General features: G+C 62.1%; 16 protein-coding genes. 12 read left to right on the forward strand and 4 right to left on the reverse strand.

Annotated elements, in window-relative coordinates; all coding sequences use genetic code 11:
- The 12 genes from DMO26_RS28425 to DMO26_RS28480 form a co-directional block, all read left to right on the forward strand.
- Positions 1–413: oligopeptide/dipeptide ABC transporter ATP-binding protein (locus DMO26_RS28425; RefSeq protein ID WP_319025414.1), on the forward strand; the 413-nt coding region annotated here is incomplete at its 5' end.
- Positions 414–523: 110 nt separating this feature from the next.
- Complete coding sequence (locus tag DMO26_RS28430) at positions 524–781, forward strand: type II toxin-antitoxin system Phd/YefM family antitoxin (RefSeq protein WP_117195693.1); 258 nt, start codon at positions 524–526, stop codon at positions 779–781.
- On the forward strand, positions 778–1,230 hold the full coding sequence (locus DMO26_RS28435; protein ID WP_205421272.1) for a type II toxin-antitoxin system PemK/MazF family toxin: 453 nt from the start codon (positions 778–780) through the stop codon (positions 1,228–1,230). The genes DMO26_RS28430 and DMO26_RS28435 overlap by 4 nt, the downstream gene beginning before the upstream one ends.
- Positions 1,231–1,306: 76 nt before the next feature.
- Positions 1,307–2,260, forward strand: a complete 954-nt coding sequence (locus tag DMO26_RS28440; RefSeq protein ID WP_117195694.1) for a sugar-binding transcriptional regulator — start codon at positions 1,307–1,309, stop codon at positions 2,258–2,260.
- 146 nt (positions 2,261–2,406) lie between these two features.
- Complete coding sequence (locus DMO26_RS28445; protein ID WP_117195695.1) at positions 2,407–3,732, forward strand: ABC transporter substrate-binding protein; 1,326 nt, start codon at positions 2,407–2,409, stop codon at positions 3,730–3,732.
- 240 nt (positions 3,733–3,972) lie between these two features.
- Positions 3,973–4,845, forward strand: coding sequence for a carbohydrate ABC transporter permease (locus tag DMO26_RS28450; protein ID WP_117195696.1), 873 nt, complete (start codon positions 3,973–3,975; stop codon positions 4,843–4,845).
- Between the two features lie 9 nt (positions 4,846–4,854).
- Positions 4,855–5,679 (forward strand): carbohydrate ABC transporter permease, encoded by an 825-nt coding sequence (locus DMO26_RS28455; RefSeq protein ID WP_117195697.1) that lies wholly within the window; start codon positions 4,855–4,857, stop codon positions 5,677–5,679.
- Positions 5,680–5,689: 10 nt separating this feature from the next.
- A complete protein-coding gene (locus tag DMO26_RS28460; RefSeq protein WP_117195698.1) occupies positions 5,690–6,694 on the forward strand; it encodes an ABC transporter ATP-binding protein in 1,005 nt (334 codons plus the stop codon).
- A gap of 48 nt (positions 6,695–6,742) precedes the next feature.
- Positions 6,743–8,224, forward strand: coding sequence for a mannitol dehydrogenase family protein (locus DMO26_RS28465; RefSeq protein ID WP_117195699.1), 1,482 nt, complete (start codon positions 6,743–6,745; stop codon positions 8,222–8,224).
- 12 nt (positions 8,225–8,236) lie between these two features.
- Positions 8,237–8,944 (forward strand): HAD family hydrolase, encoded by a 708-nt coding sequence (locus tag DMO26_RS28470; protein ID WP_162895093.1) that lies wholly within the window; start codon positions 8,237–8,239, stop codon positions 8,942–8,944.
- Between the two features lie 61 nt (positions 8,945–9,005).
- The gene (locus DMO26_RS28475) at positions 9,006–10,604 is read left to right on the forward strand and encodes an FGGY-family carbohydrate kinase (protein ID WP_117195701.1); all 1,599 of its coding nucleotides are present in this window, start codon (positions 9,006–9,008) and stop codon (positions 10,602–10,604) included.
- The gene (locus tag DMO26_RS28480; RefSeq protein WP_117195702.1) at positions 10,597–10,989 is read left to right on the forward strand and encodes an ester cyclase; all 393 of its coding nucleotides are present in this window, start codon (positions 10,597–10,599) and stop codon (positions 10,987–10,989) included. The genes DMO26_RS28475 and DMO26_RS28480 overlap by 8 nt, the downstream gene beginning before the upstream one ends.
- A gap of 1 nt (position 10,990) precedes the next feature.
- Here DMO26_RS28480 and DMO26_RS28485 read toward each other — a convergent pair whose 3' ends face one another.
- Genes DMO26_RS28485 through DMO26_RS28500 form a run of 4 tightly spaced genes read right to left on the reverse strand, consistent with a single transcriptional unit; the run spans position 10,991 to position 12,484 of the window.
- Complete coding sequence (locus DMO26_RS28485) at positions 10,991–11,236, reverse strand: hypothetical protein (RefSeq protein WP_117195703.1); 246 nt, start codon at positions 11,234–11,236, stop codon at positions 10,991–10,993.
- 40 nt (positions 11,237–11,276) lie between these two features.
- On the reverse strand, positions 11,277–11,726 hold the full coding sequence (locus DMO26_RS28490; protein ID WP_117195704.1) for a DUF1801 domain-containing protein: 450 nt from the start codon (positions 11,724–11,726) through the stop codon (positions 11,277–11,279).
- 12 nt (positions 11,727–11,738) lie between these two features.
- On the reverse strand, positions 11,739–12,164 hold the full coding sequence (locus DMO26_RS28495) for an SRPBCC family protein (RefSeq protein ID WP_117195705.1): 426 nt from the start codon (positions 12,162–12,164) through the stop codon (positions 11,739–11,741).
- Positions 12,161–12,484, reverse strand: coding sequence for an ArsR/SmtB family transcription factor (locus DMO26_RS28500; protein WP_117195706.1), 324 nt, complete (start codon positions 12,482–12,484; stop codon positions 12,161–12,163). Before DMO26_RS28500 ends, DMO26_RS28495 begins: the two co-directional genes overlap by 4 nt.
- Positions 12,485–12,616 lie beyond the last annotated feature (132 nt).

The raw sequence follows: 12,616 nt of genomic DNA on the forward strand, positions 1-12,616 counted from the left end.
TGATGCTCGATCCCAAGGTGATCGTCGCCGACGAGGCGGTGTCGGCGCTCGACGTGTCGATCAAGGCGCAGGTCTGCAACCTCTTGCTCGACCTGCAGCAGAGTTTGAACCTCGCCTTCCTGTTCATCAGCCACGACATGGCGGTGGTCGAGCGGGTGAGCCACCGGGTGGCGGTGATGTATCTCGGCGAAATCGTCGAGATCGGCCCGCGCGCGGCGGTGTTCGAAAACCCGCAGCATCCCTATACGAGGAAGCTGATGTCGGCCGTGCCGGTTCCCGACCCGTCGCGCCGGCGGATCAAGCGCAACATGTCCACCGACGAGATCAAGAGCCCCATCCGGCCGGTCGGTTACGTGCCGCCGAAGCGGGAATACCGCGAGGTGAGCGCGGGGCACGTGGTGCAGGTCGTGTGAGAGGAGGATCGGCCTCGACTTTGGGGCCATCATTATGCTTGACCCTTCCGTCGCCGCTGATTGCATTTTTGGCTAAAATCGCTATTTTGGCGAAAAGTAGGGAATGACACATGGTTACGATCACAGCCGCTGAGTTGCAGAATCATTTTGGACGTTATCGCGATCTCGCCCAGAAAGAGGCGGTGTCGGTGACCCATCACGGCCGCGAAAGTGTCGTGCTGTTGTCGGCGGATGAATACAAGCGATTGAAATCTTACGATGATAGGCAGGCGCTTTATCCGTGGGAATTGCCCGACGACATCCTAGGAGCCCTTGAGGCTGCCGAGGTTCCGGCGGAGGCTGCCCAGTTCAATCACGAATACAGATGAAAGGAATGTTGCAAGAGCCGACTCCAGGCCTTGTGATCCGATATGCTTATCTCTGGCGTGATGACGCTGTACGTGGGCTGGAAGAGGGAAAGGACCGGCCCTGCGCCGTCGTGCTGGCGGTCAAGACGGAAGCGGGTCGAAGCCGCGTCTATATCGCTCCGATTACACACAGCCCTCCGAATGATCCAAAATATGCTATCGAGGTACCCCCTGAAACCAAGCGGCGTCTCGGGCTGGACCAGCAGCGGTCCTGGGTGAAGACGGACGACCTCAACGTATTCACATGGCCAGGACCGGATGTGCGACCCATAGGACGCGGTCGAGGTTTCATCTACGGCTTTTTGCCGAAGAACATGACCGAGGACATCATCGCTAATGTTCGTGAACGCGCGCGGGAAGGGCAAGCAAGAGTCGTCAACCGCGATGACGCTATGCCATCCGAGGACTGATCTCCTCTCAAATGTTTCAGCCGTTTGACACGATGTCGGAAATCGTGGCAGCAACAGGCGGAGGAGAATTTCTGCCATGGCAAAACGGTCTGATACGCAGGGGCGGCTCGACGATGCGGCAAGGGCCGGCTGGCTCTATTATGTCGCCGGGCGCACCCAGGACGAGATCGCCGCGGCCATGAGCATTTCCCGGCAGTCGGCGCAGCGGCTGGTGTCGCTGGCGGTTGCCGAGCGGTTGATCAAGGTCAGGCTCGACCATCCGATCGCCGCCTGTCTCGAGCTTGCCGAAGCGCTGCGCAAGAAATACGACCTTCGCCACGTGGAAGTGGTGCCGAGCGACCCGGCCGGCGTATCGACCACGGTCGGCATCGCCGAGGCCGGGGCCGCCGAGATCGAGCGTTGGCTGAAGCGGCCGGACCCGATCGTGATTGCCGTCGGAACCGGAAGAACGCTGAAGGCGGCCGTCGACCAGCTGCCGCCGATGGAATGCCCGCAGCACCGCATCGTGTCGCTCACAGGCAATATCGGCCCGGACGGATCGGCCGCCTTCTACAACGTCATCTTCTCGATGGCCGACGCGATCAAGGCGCGGCATTTCCCGATGCCGCTGCCGGTGCTCTGTACGTCGGCCGAAGAGCGGGAGACCCTGCACGATCAGGCGCTGGTGCGCTCCACACTGGCGCTCGGCGCACAGGCGGACGTCACCTTCGTCGGCATCGGCGAACTCGGGGTCGATGGTCCGCTCTGCGTCGACGGCTTCCTCGATAAGCAGGAAATGCTGCGCCTCATGGAAACTGGCGCGGCCGGCGAGATCTGCGGCTGGGTCTACGATCACGATGGCAGGCTGCTCGCCAATTCCATCAACGACCGGGTTGCGAGCGTACCGATCCCGCCGCGGGAGACGTCGTCGGTGATCGGAATCGCCCAGGGACGGAAGAAAATCACTGCGCTCTCGGCGGCTCTCAAGGGCAATCTCATCAATGGCGTCATTACCGATGAGGTTACTGCAGGGCAATTGCTCTCGGCTTGAGCAAAAAATTCACATAGCCAAATCAAGCACATGACCTATGTCCGTTGCATTGCAGCGACGAATGACGATTGACTTTGCATGCCATGTTGTGAGTAATTGCCCATGAGCAAAGCGAATGCTCGTTACTCATCTTCTGGGAGGAAGATATGACATTGAAGACGGTTTTGCTGGGCGCATGCTCGGCGCTGGCGTTTGCCGGCCTTTTCTCCACCGCGGCCGCGGCCGAAACCCTTACCATCGCGACGGTCAACAACGGCGACATGGTCCGCATGCAGGGCCTGACCTCCGAGTTCACCAAGGCCAATCCGGACATCCAGATCAACTGGGTCACGCTCGAAGAAAACGTGCTGCGCGAGCGCGTAACCACCGACATCGCCACGAAGGGCGGTCAGTACGACATTCTGACCATCGGCAATTATGAAGTCCCGATCTGGGCGAAGCAGGGCTGGCTGCTAGAGCTGAGCAAGCTCGGCGACAAATACGACACCAACGACATTCTGCCGGCGATCAAGGGCGGTCTGACGGTCAACGGCAAGCTTTATGCCGCGCCGTTCTACGGCGAGTCGGCGATGATCATGTATCGCAAGGACCTGTTCGAGAAGGCCGGCCTGAAGATGCCGGAAAATCCGACCTGGGAATTCATTGGCGACGCGGCCCGCAAGATCACCGACCGCAAGGCGGACGTGAACGGCATCTGCCTGCGCGGCAAGGCCGGCTGGGGCGAGAACATGGCCTTCATCACGGCGCTGACCAACTCCTTCGGCGGCCGCTGGTTCGATGAAAAGTGGAATGCGCAGTTCGACCAGCCGGAATGGAAGGACGCGCTGACGTTCTACGTCGACCTGATGAAGGATGCCGGCCCGTCCGGGGCTTCCTCGAACGGTTTCAACGAAAACCTGACGCTCTTCCAGCAGGGCAAGTGCGGCATGTGGATGGACGCCACCGTGGCTGCCTCCTTCGTTTCCAACCCCAAGGATTCCAAGGTTGCCGACAAGGTCGGCTACGCGCTCTTCCCTGTGAAGGGCTCCATGACCAACCATGGCAACTGGCTGTGGTCGTGGAACCTCGCCGTTCCGGCCTCCTCCAAGAAGGGCGATGCGGCGCAGAAGTTCATCTCCTGGGCGACCAGCAAGGAATATACCCAGCTCGTCGCTTCCAAGGAAGGCTGGGCGAACGTTCCTCCGGGCACGCGCACCTCGCTCTACAACAACGAGGAATACAAGAAGGCGGCAGCCTTCGCGGTTCCGACGCTTGCTGCGATGAACGCCGCCGACATCACCAAGCCGACCGTCAAGCCGGTTCCCTACACGGGCGGCCAGTTCGTCGCGATCCCCGAGTTCCAGGCGATCGGCACGAATGTCGGTCAGCTCTTCTCGGCCGTTGTCGCCGGCCAGTCGACCGTCGCAGATGCGCTTGCGCAGGCACAGACGGCGACCACGCGCGAAATGAAGCGCGCCGGTTATCCGAAGTAAGCCTCCCGAGTTTGCGCCGGCAGATGGTGAGTGCCCCTCATCCGCCTGCCGGCACCTTCTCCCCGTTTTGACGGGGAGAAGGGACATGCCGCTCCGGTGGTGGTTCCCCTCGCCCCGCTTGCGGGGAGAGGGTGCGCCGAGCAAAGCGGAGGCGGGGTGAGGGGCTTACGGTTCCGCGGTCTCATGGCATATCCAAAAGCGTAAGAGCCGCATCAAGGCGGCCAAAGGGAGGGCGTCGATATGGCAACGCAAAACACCAAGACGTTGGCGCGCCTGATGATGGCGCCCTCCGTTCTGCTTCTTCTGGTCTGGATGATCGTGCCTCTGGCGATGACCCTGTGGTTCTCGTTCCAGAACTACAATCTGCTCGATCCGTCCAATGTCAGCTTCACGGGTCTCTTCAACTACCAGTTCTTCTACACCGATCGGGCCTTCTTCCAGTCGATCTGGAACACGCTGGTCATCGTCGGCGGCGTGCTTTTGATCACCGTCATCGGCGGCATCGCGATCGCGCTTCTGCTCGACCAGCCGATCTTCGGGCAAGGGATCGTCCGTATCCTGATCATCTCGCCCTTCTTCGTCATGCCGCCTGTCGCGGCGCTGATCTGGAAGAACATGATCATGCATCCCGGTTACGGGGTGCTGGCGGACATCAACAAATTCTTCGGCTTCCAGCCGGTCGACTGGTTCGCGCGGTATCCGCTCTTCTCGATCGTTTTGATCGTCGCCTGGCAGTGGCTGCCGTTCGCGACGCTCATCCTGCTCACCGCGCTGCAATCGCTCGACGGCGAGCAGAAGGAGGCGGCGGAGATGGACGGAGCCAACTTCTTCAATCGCTTCATCTATTTGGTGTTGCCGCATCTCGCACGCGCCATCACGGTCGTCATCCTCATCCAGACGATCTTCCTGCTCGGCGTCTATGCGGAAATCCTGGTCACCACCAATGGCGGCCCCGGTTATGCCTCCACCAACCTCGCCTTCCTGATCTACCGCACAGCGCTTCTCGGCTACGACGTCGGCGGCGCCTCGGCAGGCGGCATCATCGCAGTCGTGCTCGCCAATATCGTCGCCTTCTTCCTGATGCGCGCCGTCGGCAAGAACCTGGATCGATAGGAGAGGACAATGGCTCGTTCCGTCACCACAAGACACAAGGTCACCGCCACGATCGCCGCCTGGATCGTCGCATTGATCATCTTCTTCCCGATCCTCTACACGATCATCACCAGCCTGAAGACCGAACCGGAGGCGATCGCCGGCTTCAGCCTCATTCCATCCGGCACGTTCGAAAACTACATCACGGTGCAGACGCAGCGCGATTACTTCAAGCCGTTCATGAACTCGGTGGTGATTTCGGTCGGCTCGACCATCCTGGCGCTGATCATCGCGATCCCGTCCGCCTGGGCCATGGCGTTTTCGCCGACCAGACGCACCAAGGACGTGCTGATGTGGATGCTCTCCACCAAGATGATGCCGGCGGTCGCGGTTCTGGTGCCGATCTACCTGATGTTCCGCGATTTCGGCCTCCTCGACAGCCGCATCGGGCTGACCGTCATGCTGACGCTGATCAACCTGCCGATCGTGGTGTGGATGCTCTATACCTATTTCCGCGAAATCCCGGGCGAGATCCTGGAGGCGGCGCGGATGGACGGCGCGGGGCTGTGGCAGGAGATCGTCTACGTGCTGACGCCGATGGCTGTGCCGGGCATCGCCTCGACGCTGCTTCTCAACATCATCCTTGCCTGGAACGAAGCCTTCTGGACGATCCGACTGTCGACCACCAACGCGGCGCCGCTGACGGCCTTCATCGCCTCGTTCTCCAGCCCTCAGGGCCTGTTCTGGGCCAAGCTCTCGGCGGCCTCCACCATGGCGATCGCGCCGATCCTCATCCTCGGCTGGTTCTCACAGAAACAACTCGTTCGCGGCCTGACATTCGGCGCGGTGAAATAAGGACACGATCATGGGCAGCATCACCCTCAACAAAGTGTCGAAGGTCTTCGGCGAGGCAAAAGTCATCCCGTCCATCGACCTTGAAATCAACGACGGCGAATTCGTCGTCTTCGTCGGGCCGTCCGGTTGCGGCAAATCCACGCTCCTGCGTCTCATCGCCGGCCTGGAAGATGTCTCCGGCGGCAAGATCATGATCGACGGCAAGGATGTCACCCAGGCGGCGCCGGCGGCGCGGGGGCTGGCCATGGTGTTCCAGTCCTATGCGCTCTATCCGCATATGAGCGTGCGGAAGAATATCGCCTTTCCCTTGAAGATGGCGAGGATGGAGCAGTCGGCGATCGACAGGAAGGTGGAGGCGGCCGCCAAGGTGCTGAACCTCACCGACTATCTGGAACGCCGGCCCTCGCAGCTTTCCGGCGGTCAGCGGCAGCGTGTCGCGATCGGCCGCGCCATCGTCCGCGAACCGTCCGCCTTCCTGTTCGACGAACCGCTTTCGAACCTCGATGCGGCATTGCGCGGCACGATGCGGCTTGAGATCAGCGACCTGCACAACCAGCTCAAGACGACGATGATCTACGTCACCCACGATCAGGTGGAGGCCATGACGATGGCCGACAAGATCGTTGTCTTGAACCGCGGCAATATCGAGCAGGTCGGTTCGCCGCTGGAGCTTTACCGCAGCCCGCGCAACCTCTTCGTGGCCGGCTTTATCGGTTCGCCGCGCATGAACTTCGTCGACGGCGCCTATGCCCAGTCGAAGAATGCCAAGACCGCCGGCATCCGGCCGGAGCATCTCGGCCTGTCGAAGGACAACGGTACCTGGCGCGGCATCGTGAAGGTCGCCGAGCATCTCGGCGCCGACACGTTCCTGCACCTCGATGTGGACGGCATCGGTCCCATCACCGCGCGCTGCGACGGCGAGTTCGGCGCCTATCACGGCGATACGGTCTATATGACCCCGGACGAGTCCAAGCTGCATCGTTTTGACGAAAAGGGGCTGGCCATCAAGGGTTGAGCCCGACAGGCCGACCCCGGAAGGGCGGCCACACTGGAGTATGAGGCAATGACTGTGAAGCTTTCGCTGGCGAGCTTGAAAGACGCCGCGGCCACCGCCGCCGTGCCGGCCTATGATCCCAGGAGCCTGACACCCGGCATCGTGCATTTCGGCGTCGGCAATTTCCACCGCGCCCATCAGGCGATCTATCTCGACGACCTGTTCAACACCGGCAAGGGGCATGACTGGGCGATCATCGGCGCCGGTGTCATGCCCTCCGATGCCGCCATGCGCGACAAGCTGAGGAGCCAGGATTTCCTCACCACCGTCGTCGAGCAGGACAATAACAGGACCGCTGCCCGCATCACCGCGCCGATGATCGACGTCATCGCGCCCGGCGATGTCGCGGCTCTTACCGAAAAGCTCGCCGATCCGATGATCCGCATCGTCTCGATGACGATCACCGAGGGCGGCTATTTCATCGACGCCGCCGGCAGGTTCAACCCGGCCCATCCGGCGATTGCCGAAGATGCGAAGAACCCGGCCAGCCCGAAGACCGTTTTCGGCCTGATCCTCGCCGGCCTCAAGGTTCGCCGCGAGCGCGGTATTCCGCCCTTCACCATCATGTCCTGCGACAACATTCCCGGAAACGGTCACGTGACGGAAAATACCGTCATCGGCCTGGCGAAGCTGTCCGATCCGGCCTTTGCGGACTGGATCCACCGGAACGTGGCCTTCCCCAACTCGATGGTGGACCGCATCACGCCTGCTACCGGCCAGCGCGAGATCGACATCCTGAAAAACGATTTCGATATCGACGACAATTGGCCCGTCTTCTGCGAAGAGTTCAAGCAGTGGGTGATGGAGGACAAGTTCCCCGCCGGCCGGCCGCGGCTGGAGGAGGTCGGTGTCCAGTTCGTGCCCGATGTCGCGCCCTACGAGTTGATGAAGATCCGCATCCTGAACGGCGGTCATGCGGCCATCGCCTATCCGGCAGCGCTGCTCGACATCCATTTCGTGCACGAGGCGATGGAGCACAAGCTGATCCGCGCCTTCTTGGCGAAGCTCGAAAAGACCGAGATCATCCCGATCGTCCCGCCGGTGCCGAAGACCGATCTCAACGAGTATTTCGCACTGATCGAGCGTCGCTTCCTGAACCCGAAGATCGGCGATACCATTCCGCGGCTCGCGCAGGACGGCTCGAACCGCCAGCCGAAATTCATCCTGCCGTCCACCCTCGATCGGCTTGCCCAGGGCAAGGACATCGTCGGCCTGTCGCTCGTCTCGGCGCTCTGGTGCCGCTATTTCGCCGGCACCACCGACAGCGGCAGGCAAATCGTCTTCAACGATGCAAGCGCCGACAAGCTGCACGCGGCGGCGCTGAAAGCCAAGGATAATCCGGAGGCCTTCCTTGTCTTCGACGAGATCTTCGGCGAGGTTTCTAAATCCGAGCTTTTCCGGCGGCGCTTTGCACATGCCCTGAAGACGCTCTGGACCGAGGGGACGAAGAAGACGCTCGAGCTTTATCTGAGCGATCAACTCGTCAAGTAGCGGGGCGGGCAGGTGCTTGAGGCGACGGGACCACTGGTGATCTTCGATTGCGACGGGGTCCTCGTCGACAGCGAGCCCGTATCGGTCCGCGTGCTGGTGGATGCGCTCCACCGCAAGGGTCTCGAAATGGACGAGGGAGAGGCCTATCGCCGCTTCCTCGGCCGCAGCCTCGGCACCGTGACGAAGACGATGCGCGAGGAGTTCGGCATCGAGGCCGACGACGGTTTCCTCGAAGACATGCGGCATGACCTCTATGCACGCTTCCGCCGCGAACTGCAGCCGATGCCGGGCATTGCCGATGCCCTGGACGGCTTGGATCTCCGCCGCTGCGTCGCCTCCTCCAGCCAGCCCGAGCGCATCCGCCTCTCGCTTTCCGTGACCGGGCTCATCGACAGGCTGGAGCCCAATATCTTCAGTGCCACGATGGTGGAAAAGGGCAAGCCGGCACCGGATCTCTTCCTGCATGCGGCGAAGGAAATGGGCGCCGAGCCGGCCGATTGCATCGTCATCGAAGACAGCCCGGCCGGCATCGAGGCCGGCCACCGGGCCGGTATGGCGGTTTTCGCCTTCGTTGGCGGCTCGCACGCCGCGGTGCCCGGATATCGAGAGCGGATCGATGCGCTTTCGCCTCAAGTCGTGTTTGACGCCATGCCGGATTTGCTCCACCTTGTCCGAAAACATATAGAGGGCCGCAACGGCCCCGAGTCGCGTCAGGCCTGAGGTCCCGGGGGGAGCGAAGGCGGGGATCGAAGCGGACTTGAGGGACAGGAAACAGAACCGAATGCGTGATTACCTCGTTGCGGTCGATATCGGCACGGGCAGCGCCCGCGCCGGTGTCTTTGACCGCGGTGGGCGGCTGCTTGCCAAGGCGAAGCATCCGATCGCGATGTTCCGTCCGAAGGAAAACCATGCCGAGCACGATTCGGAGAATATCTGGGCCGCCACCTGCCGTTGCGTGAAAGACGCCATGGCCGAGGCCGGCGTTCCGGCATCGCAGGTCGCGGCGATCGGTTTCGACGCGACCTGTTCGCTCGTCGCCCGCGACCGGGAAGGCAGGCCGCTGACCGTCTCCACCACGGGCAAGGACAATCAGGACACCATCGTCTGGCTCGACCACCGGGCGATCGGGGAGGCCGACCGGCTTTCGGCGACCGGCCACAGGGTGCTTCAATTTTCCGGCGGCTCGCTGTCGCCTGAGATGGAAATGCCGAAGCTGATGTGGTTGAAGACACACCTGCCGCAGAGCTGGGCGAGGGCCGGTTATTTCTTCGATCTCGCCGATTTCCTGACCTGGAAGGCAACCGGTTCTGCGGCGCGCTCCCGCTGCACGCTGACGGCCAAGTGGAACTATCTCGCCCATGAGACGCCCGGCTGGAGCGCCGACTACCTTGCGCTCGCCGGCCTGGAAGACCTTCTGGAAAAGGGCGACCTGCCGGAAGAGACGGTCGGTTCCGGCGCCAGCATAGGCACCTTGAGCGCGCAGGCTGCCGAGCAACTGGGGCTCGACACGGGCGCTCAGGTGGCGCCCGGGATGATCGACGCCTATGCCGGCGCTTTCGGAGTTCTTGGCGGCGTGTCCGGCGGCGCATCGGGTGGAGAAAAGCTTGAAACCAGCGTGGCGCTGATCGGCGGCACATCGAGCTGCATCGTCGCCTTCACCAGGGATGCGAAGCCCGGCCGCAGCCTCTGGGGGCCTTATTACGAGGCGGTCCTGCCCGGCCACTGGCTGGTCGAGGGCGGCCAGTCGGCGGCCGGCGCATTGCTCGATCATATCGTGCAGATGCATGCGAGCGGCGGCGAACCGACCGGCGAACTGCATGGCCGCATCATCGCCCGCATCGGTGAACTGCGTGCCGGAACCGAGGGCGACATTGCGCCCGACCTCCACATCCTGCCGGATTTCCACGGCAACCGTTCGCCGCTCGCCGATCCGCACGCCACCGGCGTCATCAGCGGGCTGACGCTCGACACGTCCTTCGACGGCCTCTGCCGGCTCTACTGGCGCACGTGCGTTTCGATCGCGCTCGGCATCCGCCACATCCTCGACGCGCTTTCCGGCTACGGCTACCGTTTCGAGACGCTGCATGTGACGGGCGGTCACGTGAACAACCCGCTCCTGATCGAACTCTATGCCGACGTCACCGGCTGCCGCGTGGTGATCCCGGAAACGCGCGACGCCGTTCTGCTCGGCACGGCCATGGCGGCGGCGGTCGCGGGCGGCGTGCATGGCTCGCTGTTCGTGGCGGGACAGGCAATGGATGGCGGCGGCACGGAGCGGCTGCCGGATGCGGCGCGGGCTGGACAATACGGACGCGATTACCGGCGGTTCCTTGCAATGGTGCGGCATCGGGAGGAATTGCGGGGGATGGACCATGAATAATCCGGGTCTTTCCGGAATTTATCGCGACTACATTGCATGCCTGAACCGCCGGGACTGGCAGAACCTGGCTCGCTTCGTCAGTGAAGAGGTTGTCCACAACGGCCGACGGTTTGGCCTGTCGGGCTACCTGGACATGCTCATCGAAGACTTGGAGCAGATTCCGGATCTGCATTTCTCCATCCAGCTGCTTGTCTGCGAGCCGCCCCATGTGGCGGCGAGGCTTGCCTTCGATTGCACGCCGAAGGACACGTTTCTCGGTCTCGGCGTCAATGGAAGGCGGGTGTCCTTCGCCGAGAATGTTTTCTACCGGTTTCAGGCGGGAAAAATCGTGGAAGTATGGTCGATCATTGACAAGGCTGCCATCGAAACCCAGCTCGAACGATAGCTTAGGGTACGCGCCGGCGCTGTTCGTCCACGACCATTCCATCCACCTGCACGCGTCTGGTCGCATAAGGCAGTGCGAACAGGTAAAGCCCGGTGAAAAGCAGCAAAAACAGCGGCAGTAGCGGGGAGTAGACCACCCAGACGGGCGGTTCGCCGATTGCCATCGTCGCGAAGTTGGCAAGGACGGTGAGGGTGAAGACGATCGAGATCCAGCGGTGGACCTGCCGGATGGATTTGTTCCAGGTCATGGGTGTTCACTCCGAAAATGGCTGTTGTCGGTTACAGCGCTCAATCGCCGGTGTGGGCCGGAGTGGATTTCTTGCCCGGCCGCCTTGTCGAAAGGTTGAGCGCGACCGCGGCGCGGATCAGCGCCTTCAGTGCCTCCGCGTCGATCATTTCGCCTTCGTGGATGTCGATCGCACGGCGGGTATTGCCTTCGAGGCTGGAGTTGAAGAGGCCTTTCGGGTCTTCCAGCGAAGCACCTTTGGCGAAGGTCAGCTTGACGGCGGCCTTGTAGGTCTCGCCGGTGCAGAGAATGCCGGCATGTTCCCAGACCGGGACGCCGCGCCACTTCCATTCCTCGACCACATCCGGGTCGGCCTCCCTGATCAAGGCGCGGACCCTGGCTAGGATCTCTCCCCGCCAGTCGGTCAGTTCCCTGATGCGGCCATCGATCAATTCGGAAGGAGAGGGGCTTTCCGGGCTACTGCCGTTCGCGGCGGTCGCTGCTTTCTTCATTGTTTTCTCTCCTTATTCGCCCAGAATCGTTTCCAGCTTCTCCAGGAAGCCCTGCCAGCCGTGACGGGCGCCGTGGAAGGCCTGTTTCTGTTCGGGGCGGAAGCCGGTCTGCTCCATGCGCAGGTGAGTGCCCTTGCCCGTCGGGGTGAGCGTCAGGGTCACGACGCTCTTCAGGTCGTAGGCCGAGTCCTCATGCGCATGATTCCAGGTGTAGGAGAGCTTTTCATTCGGTTCGACGACCAGCACTTCGCAATCCAGCACGCCGCCCCATTCGCCGCGGAGGTTGAAGCGGTGGCCGACAGTCGGTGCGAAATCGTTCTTCATCAGCCATTCCTGGATCAGGTGCGGCTGGGTCAGCGCCCGCCAGATTTTTTCCGGAGGATGGGACATCTCCCGTTCGACCACGACGGTACGCGTTTCAGCCGTTGTTTCGTTCATTGATCCATCCTTTTCAGCAAGTCTTCCAATGCGTCGAACTTCTTCTCCCAGAAGCCGGTCATCTCATTCGCCCAATCGACCAGGGGCGCGAGCGCGGCAAATTCGGCGCTGTAATGCGTCTGTCGGCCCTCGTGGCGGTCGCGCACCAGGCCGGCGCGTTTCAGCGTCGCCAGATGCTTCGAGACGACCGGCTGCGAGACGCCGGCATGGACGGTCAGCGCGCCGACCGTCTTTTCGCCTTCGCGGCACAGCCGTTCGAAAATGGCCCGCCGGGTCGGGTCGGCAAGCGTCCTGAAAATCTCGTCACGCGCGTTCGTCACGTCGATTCATACCTCAATGGCTATGAATCGACGTATAGCCAGCGGGCTATGAATGAGTCAAGCAGGAATACGGATGGGTTCACGCCTTACGGTGCCGCTTGCTCCGGCGCGTGCGCAAACCTACATCTGTGC

This window comes from Rhizobium terrae (assembly GCF_003425685.1).
GTDB lineage: Bacteria > Pseudomonadota > Alphaproteobacteria > Rhizobiales > Rhizobiaceae > Neorhizobium > Neorhizobium terrae.